The sequence below is a fragment of the Schlegelella aquatica genome (assembly GCF_026013905.1).
Lineage (GTDB): Bacteria > Pseudomonadota > Gammaproteobacteria > Burkholderiales > Burkholderiaceae_C > Caldimonas > Caldimonas aquatica.
Genome location: NZ_CP110257.1, coordinates 1,219,131 through 1,233,671 on the forward strand (window position 1 = coordinate 1,219,131; position 14,541 = coordinate 1,233,671).

Annotated in this window: 14 protein-coding genes and 3 tRNA genes; 12 read left to right on the forward strand and 5 right to left on the reverse strand. The window is 68.8% G+C overall.

The genetic code is table 11. The features are described 5' to 3' along the window. The first annotated feature begins 5 nt into the window (after window positions 1-5). The 12 genes from trpB (at window position 6) to OMP39_RS05575 (ending at window position 10,452) form a co-directional block, all read left to right on the forward strand. Window positions 6-1,247, forward strand: coding sequence for a tryptophan synthase subunit beta (trpB, locus tag OMP39_RS05520; RefSeq protein WP_264893818.1), 1,242 nt, complete (start codon window positions 6-8; stop codon window positions 1,245-1,247). Beyond that, window positions 1,244-2,086, forward strand: a complete 843-nt coding sequence (gene trpA, locus OMP39_RS05525; protein ID WP_264893820.1) for a tryptophan synthase subunit alpha — start codon at window positions 1,244-1,246, stop codon at window positions 2,084-2,086. The genes trpB and trpA overlap by 4 nt, the downstream gene beginning before the upstream one ends. Beyond that, window positions 2,073-2,945: an acetyl-CoA carboxylase, carboxyltransferase subunit beta gene (gene accD, locus OMP39_RS05530; RefSeq protein ID WP_264893821.1), complete on the forward strand. Its 873-nt coding sequence runs from the start codon at window positions 2,073-2,075 to the stop codon at window positions 2,943-2,945. Before trpA ends, accD begins: the two co-directional genes overlap by 14 nt. Window positions 2,946-3,107: 162 nt before the next feature. After that, on the forward strand, window positions 3,108-4,433 hold the full coding sequence (gene folC, locus OMP39_RS05535; protein WP_264893822.1) for a bifunctional tetrahydrofolate synthase/dihydrofolate synthase: 1,326 nt from the start codon (window positions 3,108-3,110) through the stop codon (window positions 4,431-4,433). Between the two features lie 80 nt (window positions 4,434-4,513). Then, the gene (locus tag OMP39_RS05540) at window positions 4,514-5,320 is read left to right on the forward strand and encodes an SPOR domain-containing protein (protein WP_264893823.1); all 807 of its coding nucleotides are present in this window, start codon (window positions 4,514-4,516) and stop codon (window positions 5,318-5,320) included. Window positions 5,321-5,324: 4 nt separating this feature from the next. Beyond that, entirely contained in the window at window positions 5,325-5,816 is a 492-nt protein-coding gene (locus OMP39_RS05545; protein ID WP_264893824.1) for a CvpA family protein, read from the forward strand. 55 nt (window positions 5,817-5,871) lie between these two features. Then, the gene (gene purF, locus OMP39_RS05550; RefSeq protein ID WP_264893825.1) at window positions 5,872-7,389 is read left to right on the forward strand and encodes an amidophosphoribosyltransferase; all 1,518 of its coding nucleotides are present in this window, start codon (window positions 5,872-5,874) and stop codon (window positions 7,387-7,389) included. A gap of 7 nt (window positions 7,390-7,396) precedes the next feature. Further along, window positions 7,397-8,638, forward strand: a complete 1,242-nt coding sequence (locus OMP39_RS05555) for an O-succinylhomoserine sulfhydrylase (protein ID WP_264893826.1) — start codon at window positions 7,397-7,399, stop codon at window positions 8,636-8,638. Next, window positions 8,635-10,029: a glutamate--tRNA ligase gene (gene gltX, locus OMP39_RS05560; protein ID WP_264893828.1), complete on the forward strand. Its 1,395-nt coding sequence runs from the start codon at window positions 8,635-8,637 to the stop codon at window positions 10,027-10,029. Before OMP39_RS05555 ends, gltX begins: the two co-directional genes overlap by 4 nt. Window positions 10,030-10,136: 107 nt before the next feature. Further along, window positions 10,137-10,212, forward strand: a tRNA-Ala gene (locus OMP39_RS05565). A 39-nt stretch (window positions 10,213-10,251) separates the two neighbouring features. Continuing rightward, window positions 10,252-10,327, forward strand: a tRNA-Glu gene (locus OMP39_RS05570). Between the two features lie 48 nt (window positions 10,328-10,375). Then, window positions 10,376-10,452, forward strand: a tRNA-Asp gene (locus OMP39_RS05575). A 210-nt stretch (window positions 10,453-10,662) separates the two neighbouring features. Here the strand turns inward: OMP39_RS05575 and OMP39_RS05580 are convergent. From OMP39_RS05580 to OMP39_RS05600, 5 genes are all read right to left on the reverse strand, one after another. Next, window positions 10,663-10,833, reverse strand: a complete 171-nt coding sequence (locus tag OMP39_RS05580) for a hypothetical protein (RefSeq protein ID WP_264893830.1) — start codon at window positions 10,831-10,833, stop codon at window positions 10,663-10,665. Further along, entirely contained in the window at window positions 10,830-11,288 is a 459-nt protein-coding gene (gene pcaC, locus OMP39_RS05585) for a 4-carboxymuconolactone decarboxylase (protein ID WP_264893832.1), read from the reverse strand. Before pcaC ends, OMP39_RS05580 begins: the two co-directional genes overlap by 4 nt. A 112-nt stretch (window positions 11,289-11,400) precedes the next feature. After that, window positions 11,401-12,330, reverse strand: a complete 930-nt coding sequence (locus OMP39_RS05590; protein WP_264893833.1) for a DMT family transporter — start codon at window positions 12,328-12,330, stop codon at window positions 11,401-11,403. Window positions 12,331-12,422: 92 nt separating this feature from the next. Further along, window positions 12,423-12,977: a methylated-DNA--[protein]-cysteine S-methyltransferase gene (locus OMP39_RS05595; RefSeq protein ID WP_264893835.1), complete on the reverse strand. Its 555-nt coding sequence runs from the start codon at window positions 12,975-12,977 to the stop codon at window positions 12,423-12,425. Further along, on the reverse strand, window positions 12,974-14,479 hold the full coding sequence (locus OMP39_RS05600) for an AlkA N-terminal domain-containing protein (protein ID WP_264893837.1): 1,506 nt from the start codon (window positions 14,477-14,479) through the stop codon (window positions 12,974-12,976). Before OMP39_RS05600 ends, OMP39_RS05595 begins: the two co-directional genes overlap by 4 nt. Window positions 14,480-14,541: the final 62 nt, after the last annotated feature.

Genomic DNA, 14,541 nt, shown 5'->3' on the forward strand with positions numbered 1-14,541 from the left:
AAGTCATGTTCCAGTATCAGCAGCCCGACGCCCGCGGGCATTTCGGACCCTATGGCGGCACCTTCGTCGCCGAAACCCTCATCCACGCGCTCGACGAACTGAAGGCGGCCTACGAGCAGTGCCGCCAGGACCCGGCGTTCCAGGCCGAGTTCCGGCACGAACTGGCCCATTACGTGGGCCGTCCGAGCCCCGTCTACCACGCCGCGCGCATGAGCCGCGAGATGGGAGGGGCGCAGATCTACCTCAAGCGCGAGGACCTCAACCACACCGGCGCGCACAAGATCAACAACACCATCGGGCAGGCGCTGCTTGCTCGCCGCATGGGCAAGCCCCGCGTGATCGCCGAAACGGGCGCGGGCCAGCATGGGGTGGCCACCGCCACGGTGTGCGCCCGCTACGGCCTGGAATGCGTGGTCTACATGGGCAGCGAGGACGTCAAGCGCCAGGCGCCGAACGTCTACCGCATGCACCTGCTCGGGGCGAAGGTCGTCCCGGTGGAAAGCGGCTCCAGGACGCTGAAGGACGCGCTCAACGAGGCGTTGCGCGACTGGGTGACGAACGTCGAGAACACGTTCTACATCATCGGCACGGTCGCCGGGCCGCACCCGTACCCGACGATGGTGCGCGACTTCCAGAGTGTGATCGGCGAGGAGTGCCTCACGCAAATGCCCGAGCTCACCGGGCGGCAGCCGGACGCCGTGGTGGCGTGCGTGGGGGGAGGGAGCAACGCCATGGGGATCTTCTACCCCTACATCCCCTACGAGTCGACGCGCCTCATCGGCGTGGAGGCGGCGGGGCAGGGCCTGGACACCGGCCGTCATGCGGCGTCGATCAGCGCCGGCACGCCCGGTGTGCTGCACGGCAACCGCACCTACTTGCTGCAAGACGAGAACGGCCAGGTGATCGAGACGCACTCGGTCTCGGCGGGGCTCGACTACCCCGGCGTCGGCCCCGAGCACGCGTTCCTCAAGGACATCGGTCGCGCCGAGTACGTCGGCATCACCGACGACGAGGCTTTGCAGGCGTTCCACTACCTGTGCCGCACCGAGGGCATCATTCCCGCGCTCGAATCGAGCCACGCGGTGGCCTATGCGATGAAGCTGGCGCCGACGATGCGGCCCGACCAATCCATTCTCGTGTGCCTGTCGGGGCGCGGCGACAAGGACATCGGCACCGTCGCGCGGCTCGAAGGGGCCACCGATGTGGCGCTGGAGATGGCCGGTTCGGCCTTGGGAGCTCTGCGATGAGCCGCATTGCCCGCACGTTCGACCGGTTGAGGGCCGAGGGTCGCAAGGCGCTCATTCCATACGTCACCGCCGGCGACCCCTATGCCGACGTGACGGTCGAGTTGATGCTGGCGTTGGCGCAGGCCGGCGCGGACGTCATCGAACTCGGCGTGCCGTTCTCGGATCCGATGGCCGACGGCCCCGTCATCCAGAAGGCGTCGGAACGGGCCCTGGCGCGTGGCATCGGCATGGCGCAGGTGCTGGAGATGGTGCGCGGCTTCCGCTCGCGTGACGAGCACACCCCGGTCGTCCTGATGGGGTACGCCAACCCCATCGAGCGCTACGACCAGCGCCACGGCGAGGGGGCCTTCATCGCCGCGGCCCAGGACGCCGGGGTGGACGGGGTGCTCGTGGTCGATTACCCGCCCGAGGAGTGCGAGACGTTCGCCGCTCGGCTCAAGGCCCACGGGCTGGACCCGATCTTCCTGCTCGCGCCGACCTCGACCGACGAGCGCATCCGCGAGGTCGGCCGGGTGGCCAGCGGCTACGTGTACTATGTGTCCTTGAAAGGGGTGACCGGTGCCGGTCACCTCGACACCAGCGCGGTCGCCCAGATGGTGCCCCGTATCCGCGCCTGCGTCTCGGTGCCGGTCGGCGTCGGGTTCGGCATCCGTGATGCCGAGAGCGCCCGGGCCGTGGCGCGGGTGGCGGATGCCGTGGTCATCGGCTCACGTCTGGTGCAGTTGATCGAACAGGAGCCGCGCGACCGCGTCGCGGCCACGGGGGCGCGCTTCATCGCCGAGATCCGGGCAGCCCTCGATTCACTCTCTGCGAAGGAGCCTGCGCATGAGTTGGCTTGAAAAGCTATTGCCCCCGAAGATCCAGCAGACCGACCCGGCCGAGCGCCGCTCGGTGCCCGAAGGTCTGTGGATCAAGTGCCCGTCGTGCGAGACCGTGCTCTACAAGACGGACCTGGAGCAGAACGTCTATGTCTGCCCGAAGTGCGCGCATCATCACCGCATCGGCGCCCGCGAGCGGCTGGACAAGTTCCTGGATCCGGAGGGGCGTTATGAGATCGGCCAGGAGGTGCTGCCGGTCGATGCGCTCAAGTTCAAGGACAGCAAGCGCTACCCCGATCGCCTCAAGGACGCGCTGGAATCCACCGGCGAGACCGATGCGCTCGTCGTGATGGGCGGGGCGGTGCACAGCCTGCCGGTGGTGGCCGCATGCTTCGAGTTCGACTTCATGGGCGGCTCGATGGGCTCGGTGGTGGGCGAGCGCTTCGTGCGCGGCGTCGAGACGGCCCTGGAGCAGAAGACGCCGTTCATCTGCTTCACCGCCACGGGTGGCGCCCGGATGCAAGAGGGCCTGCTCTCGCTCATGCAGATGGCCAAGACCAACGCTGCGCTGACCCGGCTGGCGAAGGCCAAGCTGCCTTACATCAGCGTGCTGACCGACCCGACGATGGGCGGCGTGTCGGCCAGCTTCGCGTTCATGGGCGACGTGGTGATCGCCGAGCCCAAGGCACTCATCGGCTTTGCCGGCCCGCGCGTGATCGAGAACACCGTGCGTGAGAAGTTGCCGGAGGGCTTCCAGCGCTCGGAGTTCCTGCTGGGCAAGGGCGCGCTGGACATGATCGTCGACCGCCGCGAGCTGCGGCAGACCGTGGCCCGCCTGTTGGCCATGCTTCAGCGGCAGCCGGCCGACGCGATCGCTTGACCCCGCTCTTGCCTTTGAACGCCGGCGTCGCTGCGGCTGCACCGGCTCCCGGGCCGGCATCGCGCCGGCCTTCGGCTTTCGAGGCGCTCACGTTTGCGCTCGTTGCCCGGGCTGGCAGCCCCACCGCGGGCATGCCGGCCCGGGCGCACTACCATTGCCATCATGTCCACCCCGACCACGCTTGCCGAGTGGCTCGCGCATTGCGAGCGGCTGCATCCCGCGACCATCGACCTCACCCTCGATCGCGTGCGACGGGTGGCCGAGCGCTTGGCGCTTCGCTTCGATGTGCCGGTGATCACCGTGGCGGGCACCAACGGCAAGGGGTCGACCTGCGCGATGCTCGAAGCGATCCTGCGGCAGGCCGGCTACCGCACGGGGGTGTACACCTCGCCGCATCTGGTGCACTTCGAGGAGCGCTGCCGCATCGATGAGCACAGCGTGGACGCGCACGCGCTCGTGCCGCACTTCGAGGCGGTCGAGGCGGCACGGGGTGGCGAGGCGCTGACCTACTTCGAGTTCACCACGCTGGCGATCCTGCGCTGTCTGTCGCAGTCCCGCCTGGACGCGGCGATTCTCGAGGTGGGCCTGGGGGGCCGGCTGGACGCGGTGAATGTGGTCGATCCGGATTGCGCGGTCATCACTAGCATCGACCTCGACCACATGGAGTTCCTCGGCCCCGACCGCGAATCGATCGGTCGTGAGAAGGCAGGCATCATGCGGCCCGGTCGGCCCGCCGTGGTGAGCGACCCCCAGCCGCCGCGCAGCATCGTCGAGCATGCCGAATCGCTCGGCGCGGACCTGTGGCTGTTCGGGCGCGACCATCGCTATACCGCGCAGCAGGGGGAGTCGGGGGCCTGGCAGCAATGGTCCTGGTCGGGGCGCTCGGTGCGATTCAACGGCTTGGCCTATCCCGCGCTGCGCGGCACGAACCAGCTGCTCAATGCGAGCGGCGTGCTCGCGGCGCTGGAGGCATTGCGCCCGCGCTTGCCGGTGGACGCGCAGGCCGTGCGCCGGGGGCTGGCCTCGGTCCAGCTGCCGGGGCGCTTCCAGATCGTCCCCGGCCAGCCGACGCTGGTGCTGGACGTGGCGCACAACCCGCACGCCGCGGCGACCTTGCTGCACAACCTCGACCAGATGGGCTTCTTTCCGCGCACACATGCCGTGTTCGGCGCCATGTCGGACAAGGACACGACCGAAATCCTGCGCAAGCTGGCGCCGTTGATCGACGCCTGGTACTTCACGGACTTGCCGACACCCCGTGCCGCGCGGGCCGACCAACTCGATGCCCAGTGGCGCGCCTTGCCGCGCACCGCCGGGGCCGCCATGCGGGCGACCAGCAGCACGCATTCCAGCCCCCGGTCGGCGCTCGACGCCGCCCTCGCTGAAGCGGACCCCACTGATAGAATCGTCATCTTCGGATCGTTCTACACCGTGGGCGGCATCCTGCAGGAAGGCCTGCCCCGTCTCGGCGCCAAACACCTCGCGTGACCCTGGGGCCGCCTGCCGGTCGCGGCTCCTGCCTGCGGCGAAGGGCGCGGGGACCAGGCCGCGGCCAACCGCTCGAACGCATGCGCTTGTTATCCTTCCTGAAGCGTCCCTCGCAGGCTTCCTCCGGCGTCCAGGCGGCGGCCGAGCCGCTCGAGCAGGCGCGCACCCGCGCGCGTCAGCGCCTGATCGGCGCGGCGGTGCTGGTGGGCGCCGGGGTGATCGCCTTCCCGTTGCTGTTCGAGAGCCAGCCGCGTCCCATCCCCGTGGACGTGCCCATCGAGATCCCCAAGAAGGAAAGCGCCCCGCCGCTGGCCGCCACGCCCAAGTCGCCGGCCAAGGCGCCCCAGCCCGTCATCGAGGAATCCGCTGCCGAGGCGGGCCGGGAGGTGCCGACTGCGACGGCCGCGCCCAGCTCTGCGGCCTCCGCGCCCGGCAAGGCGGCCCCGGGCGAGGCCGGCGCCGGGCCCCGCAAGGATGGGACCAAAGCCGCGGGCACCGAGAATCGCTCGCCGGACAAGCAGGCCGACACTTCTGCAAAGGGCTCAGCCGCCGACAGGGCGAAGGCCGCGGCGCCGCGCGAGGCCAAGGGTGAAGAGGCCGCCCGCGCACAGGCGCTGCTGGAAGGCAAGGAAGCGAAGCGGCTCGCGGCCGCCGACGCCGGCCGTTTCGTGGTGCAGGTGGGTGCTTTCGGCGAGACCTCCAGCGCAAGCGAAGCGCGCCAGAAGGTCGAGCGCTTGGGTCTCAAGACCTACACTCAGGTGATCGAAACGTCCAACGGCAAGCGCATCCGCGTGAGGGTGGGGCCGTTCTCCTCCAAGGAGGAGGCGGACCGCGCGGCCGCCAAACTGAAGGCCGCGGGCATGCCCGCGGCCGTGCTGAGCCTGTAAGGCAATGGAGCTGGGATGGGTCGACTGGGCGCTCCTGGCGCTGCTGCTCCTCTCGACGGTGGTGGGCCTGGTACGCGGGCTGGCCTTCGAGGTGCTGTCGGTGCTCGGGTGGGTGGTGGCCTACGTCGGCGCCCAATGGGCAACGCCGCGAATCGCGACAAGCATTCCGGTCGGGTCGCCCGGCTCGGCGCTCAACCATGTGGCCACCTTTGCGTTGATCTTCGTCGCTGTGCTGTTTCTGTGGGCGGTGCTGGCCTGGCTGGTCAAGAAGCTGGTCCGCGCCAGTGTGCTGAGCACGGCGGACCGCGCGCTGGGGGCCGCCTTCGGCCTGCTGCGCGGTGTGCTGATCGCCCTGGTCGCGGCCTCGCTGGTGATGTGGACGCCGCTGGCACGCAGCCAGGCCTGGCAGACCTCGCACGGTGCGGCGTGGCTGCAGCAGATCATCGCAGGCATCAAGCCGCTGATGCCGCGCGAACTCGCGCAGCACCTGCCTTGAGTCCTCGGGCCCCCGGCGCATCCGTGGGGCCAGCCATTTCGCGAAGGATGTCGATATGTGTGGGATCGTAGGCGTCATCTCCAAGGCGCCGGTCAATCAGCTGATCTACGACGCGATGCTGCTGTTGCAGCACCGTGGACAGGATGCCGCCGGCATCGTCACCGCGATGGGGACCAAGTTCTTCATGCACAAGGCGCGCGGGATGGTGCGCGACGTCTTCCGCACGAGGAACATGCGAGCGCTGCCCGGCACGGTCGGCCTGGGACAGGTGCGCTATCCCACGGCCGGCAACGCCTACAGCGAGGAAGAGGCCCAGCCGTTCTATGTGAACGCGCCGTTCGGCCTCGTGCTGGTGCACAACGGCAACCTCACGAACGCCCACTCGCTCAAACAGGAGCTGTTCGCGATCGACCGGCGGCACATCAACACCGAGAGCGATTCGGAAGTGCTGCTGAACGTGCTGGCCCACGAGCTCGAGCTGGCCGCGCGCGACCTGCCCTTGACGGCGGAGGAGGTCTTCAAGGCGGTGCGGGCCGTGCACAAGCGCATCAAGGGCTCCTACGCCGTCGTCTGCCTCATCGCGGGCTACGGCCTGCTGGCCTTCCGCGATCCTTACGGCATCCGCCCGTTGTGTTTCGGCGAGGCGGACCTGCCCGAGGGGCGTGAGGTGATGGTGGCCAGCGAGTCGGTGGCTCTGGAGGGCACGGGGCACCGTTTCGTGCGCGACGTGCAGCCCGGGGAGGCCATCTTCATCGACCTCGAAGGCCGCGTGCATGCCCAGCAGTGCGCCGAGCACCCGACGCTCCATCCGTGCATTTTCGAGTACGTCTACCTGGCGCGGCCTGACTCCGTGATCGACGGCATCTCGGTCTATCAGGCGCGACTCAACATGGGGGAGACGCTGGCGCAGCGGGTGATCTCCACGATGCCGCCGTCGGAGATCGACGTCGTGATCCCGATTCCCGAGTCGAGCCGCCCGGCGGCGATGCAGCTCGCGCAGAAGATCGGCAAGCCGTATCGCGAGGGCTTCGTGAAGAACCGCTACGTCGGCCGCACCTTCATCATGCCGGGCCAGGCGGTGCGCAAGAAGTCCGTGCGCCAGAAGCTCAACGCGATCGCTCAGGAGTTCAAGGGCCGCAACGTCCTCCTGGTGGACGACTCCATCGTGCGCGGCACGACCAGCAAGGAGATCGTTCAGATGGCCCGGGAGGCCGGCGCGCGCAAGGTCTACATGGCCTCCGCTGCGCCGCCGGTGCGCTTCCCGAACGTCTACGGCATCGACATGCCGACCAAGGAGGAGCTCATCGCGCACAACCGCAGCATCGAGGAGGTGCGCCAGTTCATCGGTGCCGATGCGTTGATCTATCAGGATCTCGCGGCCATGAAGCGGGCGGTGGGCGGCCTCAACCCCTGCATCGGCGGCTTCGAGGCCTCGTGCTTCGACGGCGTGTACGTGACCGGCGATGTCTCGGCGGCTGACTTCGCCGCGATGGAACACCAACGCACCACCCAGCCCGAAGACGACGAGGGCGGCAGCTCCCGTCTGGCCCTGCAAGGCATCAGCGAGGCCTGAGCCCATCATGAGCGAGAAGAAGATCCCGCGTCGGGAGTTGCCTGCCGACGCCCGCATCGAGACGCTCGCGGTGCGCGAGGGCCTGCCCGCGACGCCGTGGGGCGAGAACTCCGAAGCGCTGTTCCTCACCTCCAGCTTCGTGCACCCGGACGCGGCCACGGCCGCGGCCCGCTTCGCGAACGAGGAGGAAGCCTTCGTCTACTCGCGCTTCACCAACCCCACCGTCATGATGATGGAGCGGCGCCTCGCCGCGCTCGAGGGGACGCAGTCGTGCATCGCGACATCGAGCGGCATGGGTGCGATCCTGCTGCTCGTGATGGGCTTGCTGAGAGCGGGCGACCACATCGTCTGCTCGCGAAGCGTCTTCGGCTCCACCATCAAGCTGCTGGGCGGCGAGTTCGCGAAGTTCGGCGTCGAAACCACGTTCGTTTCGCAGACCGACGTGCAGGAGTGGCGCCGCGCGGTGCGGCCCAGCACGCGGCTCCTGTTCGCCGAAACGCCGAGCAACCCGCTCACCGAGGTGTGCGACATCGCGGCGTTGGCCGACATTGCGCACGGGGCGGGGGCGCTGCTTGCCGTGGACAACTGCTTCTGCACCCCGGCGCTGCAACAGCCCGTGAAGCTCGGCGCCGACCTGATCGTGCATTCGGGCACCAAGTACCTGGACGGTCAGGGCCGCGTGATCGCGGGTGCGGTGTGCGGCCCCACGTCGATCATCGACGACAAGCTCGTGCCGTTGATGCGCAGCGCCGGCATCTGTTTGTCGCCCTTCAATGCCTGGGTGGTGCTCAAGGGGCTCGAGACCTTGTCCATCCGCATGCAGGCGCAAAGCGAGCGGGCCCTTGCGCTCGCCCGCTGGCTCGAGCAGCACCCGGCGGTGGAACGCGTCTACCACCCGGGGCTGGCCTCGCACCCGCAGCATGAGCTGGCGATGCGGCAGCAGAGCGGCTGCGGTGGCGCGGTGGTGTCGTTCATCGTGAAGGGGCAGACCGCAGGCGGTGCCGACCTCGCGCGCCGCCATGCCTTTCAGGTGATCGATGCGACCCGCATCTGTTCGATCACGGCCAACCTCGGCGACACCAAGACCACCATCACCCACCCGGCCAGCACCTCGCACGGCCGGCTGACCGAAGACCAGCGCCTGGCCGCGGGGATCACGCAGGGCATGATCCGCGTGGCGGTGGGCCTGGAGCATGTCGAAGACCTCAAGGCCGATCTCGCCCGCGGCCTGGACGCCATCGCAGCATGACGCAGATCCGCACTCGTTTCGCCCCGTCCCCGACGGGGTTCATCCACCTCGGCAACATCCGCTCGGCCCTGTACCCCTGGGCCTATGCTCGCGCCAACAACGGCGTGTTCATCCTGCGTATCGAGGACACGGACCTGGAGCGCTCGTCGCAGGAGGCCGTCGAGGTGATCCTCGAATCGATGAAGTGGCTGGGCCTCGACCCGGACGAAGGACCGTACTTCCAGATGCAGCGCATGGCGCGCTACAAGGAGGTGCTGGCCCAGATGCTGGAGCAGGGGCTCGCCTACCACTGCTACATGAGCCAGGCCGAGCTCGAGGCCTTGCGTGAGCGCCAGATGGCGGCCAAGCAGAAGCCGCGCTACGACGGCACCTGGCGGCCGGAACCGGGCAAGACGCTGCCGCCCATCCCGCCAGGCGTGCAGCCGGTGATCCGATTCAGGAACCCGACCACCGGCTCCGTGGTGTGGGACGACAAGGTCAAGGGCCGCATCGAGATCAGCAACGAGGAACTCGACGATCTGGTGATCGCCCGCCCGGACGGCACACCGACCTACAACTTCTGCGTGGTGGTGGACGACATCGACATGGGCATCACCCACGTGATCCGCGGGGACGACCACGTCAACAACACGCCGCGGCAGATCAACATCTTCCGGGCGCTCGGAAAGGAGCCGCCGGTCTACGCCCACCTGCCCACCGTGCTCAACGAGCAGGGCGAGAAGATGAGCAAGCGCAACGGGGCCAAGCCGGTGACGCAGTACCGCGACGAAGGCTTCCTGGCCGATGCGGTGCTCAACTATCTGGCGCGCCTGGGCTGGAGCCACGGCGACGACGAGATCTTCACGCGCGAGCAGTTCCTGCAGTGGTTCGACCTCGACCACCTGGGCAAGAGCGCGGGCCAGTTCGACGAGGCCAAGCTGCGATGGGTGAACTCCCAGCACATCAAGATGACGGACGATGCAAAGCTCGCCCCGTTGGTGCGCGAGCAGCTCGACAAGCACGGCGTGGCCGTGAGCGATGGGGCGCGGCTGGCGCAGATGGTGGGTCTGTTCAAAGACCGCTGCGCCACCACCGTCGAGATCGCCGACTGGCTGAGGATGTACTTCGCGCCGGTTTCGCCTGCTGCCGAGGACCTGCAGGCCCACGTGACCGACGCGGTGCGCCCCGCGCTCGCGCGCTTGGCCCAGCGCTTCGCGGCCCTGCCTGCGTGGGAGAAGGGCGCGATCCAGCAAGCGATCAAGGAGACCATCGCCGAGCACGGACTCAAGATGCCGCAACTGGCCATCCCTGTTCGTGTGCTGGTGTGTGGTCGGGCCCAGACGCCGTCCATCGATGCGGTGCTGGAGCTCTTCGACAAAAAAATCGTGCTGGACCGCTTGCAAAGCGTTTGAAAAGCGGTTTATACTCTCGTTCTCGCTTGAACGGCGCGACAAACGAAAACAAAGCGCAAGATCGAACGTCTTGAGGTGGAGTTTTCGTCCCGCACTGAAGAGTGTTTGGGGGTATAGCTCAGCTGGGAGAGCGCTTGCATGGCATGCAAGAGGTCAGCGGTTCGATCCCGCTTACCTCCACCAAAGTCAGGTGGCGCGCGGTTCAAGTCGACGAAGATTTCAGTCCCCTTCGTCTAGAGGCCTAGGACACGACCCTTTCACGGTTGTAACAGGGGTTCGAATCCCCTAGGGGACGCCAAGTTTGGCGGTGCTTGTCGCAGCGATGCGAGAAACCCGCTACCGACGCGGAGTGGTAGTTCAGTCGGTTAGAATACCGGCCTGTCACGCCGGGGGTCGCGGGTTCGAGTCCCGTCCACTCCGCCAAAAATTTGAACGGGTCAGTCCGAAAGGCTGACCCGTTCTGCTTTGGGGCCGTCGGTTTCAGGGGCGAACCGCTCTCGGGGTCCGAGCCGATCACCCGTTGCATCTGTGAGCTCGCGGGCCTTTGTCGCAGCCCGCACAGCTTCGTGTCAGGCACAGCTTCGTCGCAGCCGATATGGCCCGTCAACCGCTGCTCCTTCGGCGGCCCTCCCTTCAGTGTTCGTCCTCGCGCAGCGCCTTGCGCAGCAGGCGTTCCTCGGCCTGGCGTTGGGCCGATCGGCTCTTGCGGTGGGCCCCCGCCTTGCGCTGAGCCGCAGGAGCGACGAGGGGGTTGCGCGGCTTGGGCGCTTTGACGCGCAACTTGTGCTTGCGTGCGGAGGTCATGCCGGGGCCTGTGGAGGGTGGGGCTGTTCTCGCTCGGCCTGCCATTGGCGGATCACCGCCTGGGCCGTGCGAAAGCCTTCGAGGGCGGCCGGGAAGCCGCAGTAGACGGCGCTGTGCAGGAGGATCTCCTTCAACTCGTCCACGGTGACGCCGTTGTTCAGCGCGCCCCGCACATGGCCTTCGAGCTCCTTCTGCCTCCCCAGCGCCACCAGCATCGCGACGGTGATCATGCTGCGCTCTTTGTGCGCGAGCCCGGGTCGCGTCCAGACGGTCCCCCAGGCGAAGCTCGTGACGAGCTCCTGGAGGTCGTCCGTGAACTCGTCGGCCTGAGAAAAGGCACGTTCGACGAACGCATCGCCCATCACCTGGCGGCGGGTGGCGAGCCCCGCTGGAAAGGCTGCGGCGATCGGAGAGCCGGGTTCGAAGGCATCGGCAGAAGGTGTGGGGTGGGTCATGGCAGTCGAGGCGCTGAGCGCAGGACGAGAGGGTTCGATTCTCGCGCAAGGCCCTTGGCCGTTCGGCTCGCCGGGAAGACCCGTTGGGACATCGAGACCAGAACCGGCATGTTCATCGGCCTTGCGATGGCGAGGAGACCCGGCTGGAAGCCGTGTGGGCAGGGCGGGACGGAGCTCGGGGCCACACACCCGTCGCGAGGGCCGTGCCCACGAAGATCACGCCCGCGCCGGCGAGCATCGCGCCGGTGATGCGCTCGCCGAGCCACCACCACCCCCACAACACCGCGAAGGCGGGGATCAGGAACGTGACCGCGATGGCATTGGCGGGCCCGATCCGCGTGATCAGTCGGAAGTAGAGGATGTAGGCGACGCCCGTGCACAGCAGTGCCAGTGCGAGCGTGGCGGCCCAGGCGGTGGGCGACGGCAAGCTCTCGGGGCGCCACCACCAGCCGGGCAGGGCGAGCATCGAGGCAGCGCCGAGCTGGGTGCCTGCGGCCACGGCGAGCGATGGCACGCCGCTCAGGTAGCGTTTCGTGTAGCTTGCCGCGACCCCATAGCACAAGGTGGCCGCCAGGCAGGCCACCACGGCCCACCCGGTGGAAGCCGCTTCGGGCTTGAAGCTGGCTTTGTCCCAGGCCAGCCACAGCACGCCGGCGAATCCGATCACCAGGCCGGTGCCCTTCCAGCGCCCGGGCCGATCGCCCAGCCACCCCCAGGCGATGAGCGCGCCGAACAGCGGTGTCGTCGCGTTGAAGATGGACGACAGACCCGCGCTGATCGACAGCGCCGCGAAGCTGAAGCACAGGAAGGGCAGTCCGCTCGTCAACATGCCGGCCACCAGGAGCCGGCCGCGATGCCGCCACAGAGGGCCGGCGTGGCCGTGCCACCATGCGATGGGCAGCAGGAAGGCCGCCGCGCCCGCGACGCGCACGGCCGAGAGCGTGACCGGTCCGAACTCGGGGGCGCCGACCCGCATGAACAGGAACGAGGCGCCCCAGATGGCGGCGAGCAGAAGCAGGTCCAACAGATCGGAGGTTTTCATCGACGAAAGCGGTAGGGGCAGCTTCGGTGCATGGTGGTGCCATCGGGCCAGGGATCGGCTCTCGTGCAAGGAGCGCTGTGTGACTCGGAGGCTCAGAGGGCGAGCGCGCCTTCCAGTCGCAGCAGCGCGACTTTGCGCTCCAGGCCGCCGGCGTAGCCGGTGAGGTGGCCCGACGAGCCGACGATGCGATGGCACGGCACGACGATCGAGACCGGATTGCGACCCACCGCGGCACCGACTGCGCGTGTGGCGCTCGGCAGGCCGATGTCCCGGGCGATGTCGCGGTAGCTGCGCGTGTGGCCGGCCGGCACCGCGAGCAAGGCCTGCCACACGGCGCGCTGGAACGGTGTGCCGTGCAGATCCAACGGGAGATCGAACACGCGCGACCGTCCCATCCAGTAGGCATCGAGTTGGCGCTGCACTTCGACGAGCAGCGGGTCGTCCTCGACGACGGGCGCGCACAGAGGGCCGGGGTGGTCCTTCTGGCCTTCGAACCAGAGACCCGCGAGCCCCCGGGGCGTGCGAGCGACGAGGATGGGGCCGAGCGGCGAGGCGAGCGTGCGCTGCGCCGTGCAGGCGCTCGAGAGGCTGGCCGCCGGAGGGCGGCGAGCGACAGCGGCATGCGCGCTGGCAAGGGACGTGTTCATCGAGTGACCTCCGACAGGGCAGCGGCCGCGTGCATCTCGGCGGCCTGCGGTGCGGCCCACAACCGGATCACGGCGTAGGACCGCCAGGGGGACCAGCGTTCGCCATAGAGGGCCGCATCGGCCCATCGCGTGGCGCCGCTCAAACGCCGAACGGCTTTCAGCACGGCGACATCGCCGGGTGGGAATGTGTCGGGCCAGCCCAACGCGCGCATCGCGATGTAGTGGGCGGTCCACGGGCCGATGCCGGGCAGCGATTGCAGGGCGTCGATCCAGAGGGCCGCCGCCTGGGGCTGCGCAGCGAGCGCGAGCAGGTGCGGCCACGAACCGGCGAGGGCCTGGATGGCCGCCGCGCGCTGTCGGGTGATGCCGAGCGAGCCCCACTGCGAGGGCGTGAGCGCCTCCAGCACCGCGGGGGCGGGGAAGACGCGATCGACCTCTGCCCATGGGGAGACGAGCGGCTCTCCGAATGCCGCCACGAGCCGCAACGCCAGAGTGCGGGCGGCCGCGACGGTGACCTGCTGGCCCAGCACCGCACGCACCGCGAGCTCGAACGGGTCGATGGCGCCTGGCAGGCGCATGCCCGGGCACGCGAGGTCTTCCAAGGCCGAGTCGATCACCGCCGGTACCGCGTCCAGGTCCAGCCACCGGCGGACGCGATGCACGACGGACGGGCTCCAGCGCTCCAGAGCGGGCGACAGATCGAGGCGTACGCAGGCCTCCTGCGAGACGAACCGCACCGCCACCCACCCCACGGCCTCGCCCTCGCGGCCGTGCAGGCGCACGGTGCGCCGCACCTCACGCCGATCGCGGTCGACCCATTCGACCCCGGGGATGGCGCGCTGCTGGAGAAAGCGCATCAGGGCATCGACGTCATAAGGCGGCCGCCATCCGAGGCGCACGGCGCGCATGGGAGGCCCATCGACGTCGCGCGCCGAACGGCGCAACTGTCCCGGGGCGAGGCGGTAGTGAGCGAGGAAGGCCGCGTTGAATCGCCGCACGCTGCCGAAGCCGCTGGCGCTCGCCACGTCCGTCATGGGCAGGTGGGTGTCCGTCAGCAATTGCTTGGCGAGCAGCAGGCGCCGGGTCTGGAGGTACTGTTGCGGCGTGACGCCATGCTCGGCGGTGAAGATGCGGCGCAGATGCCGGTCGGTGATGCCGAGCGCGCGTGCCCAACCGGCTACAGAGACGGTCACCTGCTGGGCCAACTGCTCGTCCAGCCAATGCGCGGCCTGCCGCGCCAGGGTCCGGGAGGCGTCCATCACGCTCCACGCCGGCCCGGCCGGTGCCAACTCGGGCCGGCACTTGAGACAGGGGCGGAAGCCCGCGGCCTCGGCCCGCGCGGCGCTCTCGAAGAACATGCAGTTCTCGCGCCGGGGCGTACGGACGCGGCAGATGGGTCGGCAATAGATACGCGTCGACGCCACGCCCACGAACAACTGCCCGTCGAAGCGGGCGTCGCGGGCCCGCAGGGCGAGATAGGCAGCGGCGTCGTTCCAGGTCATGCGGCCATTATGGGCGCGGGCTCCCGCGCGTCTGGCCGTTTTCGGACATGTGGACGGGCGAC

Coding starts and splice junctions, on each gene's coding strand:
- trpA (WP_264893820.1), top strand. CDS start 1,244: ATGAGCCGCATTGCCCGCACGTTCGACCGGTTGAGGGCCGAGGGTCGC.
- OMP39_RS05540 (WP_264893823.1), top strand. CDS start 4,514: ATGCGCTTGTTATCCTTCCTGAAGCGTCCCTCGCAGGCTTCCTCCGGC.
- folC (WP_264893822.1), top strand. CDS start 3,108: ATGTCCACCCCGACCACGCTTGCCGAGTGGCTCGCGCATTGCGAGCGG.
- gltX (WP_264893828.1), top strand. CDS start 8,635: ATGACGCAGATCCGCACTCGTTTCGCCCCGTCCCCGACGGGGTTCATC.
- OMP39_RS05600 (WP_264893837.1), bottom strand. CDS start 14,479: ATGACCTGGAACGACGCCGCTGCCTATCTCGCCCTGCGGGCCCGCGAC.
- trpB (WP_264893818.1), top strand. CDS start 6: ATGTTCCAGTATCAGCAGCCCGACGCCCGCGGGCATTTCGGACCCTAT.
- accD (WP_264893821.1), top strand. CDS start 2,073: ATGAGTTGGCTTGAAAAGCTATTGCCCCCGAAGATCCAGCAGACCGAC.
- OMP39_RS05595 (WP_264893835.1), bottom strand. CDS start 12,977: ATGAACACGTCCCTTGCCAGCGCGCATGCCGCTGTCGCTCGCCGCCCT.
- OMP39_RS05580 (WP_264893830.1), bottom strand. CDS start 10,833: ATGACCTCCGCACGCAAGCACAAGTTGCGCGTCAAAGCGCCCAAGCCG.
- OMP39_RS05545 (WP_264893824.1), top strand. CDS start 5,325: ATGGAGCTGGGATGGGTCGACTGGGCGCTCCTGGCGCTGCTGCTCCTC.
- OMP39_RS05590 (WP_264893833.1), bottom strand. CDS start 12,330: ATGAAAACCTCCGATCTGTTGGACCTGCTTCTGCTCGCCGCCATCTGG.
- pcaC (WP_264893832.1), bottom strand. CDS start 11,288: ATGACCCACCCCACACCTTCTGCCGATGCCTTCGAACCCGGCTCTCCG.
- purF (WP_264893825.1), top strand. CDS start 5,872: ATGTGTGGGATCGTAGGCGTCATCTCCAAGGCGCCGGTCAATCAGCTG.
- OMP39_RS05555 (WP_264893826.1), top strand. CDS start 7,397: ATGAGCGAGAAGAAGATCCCGCGTCGGGAGTTGCCTGCCGACGCCCGC.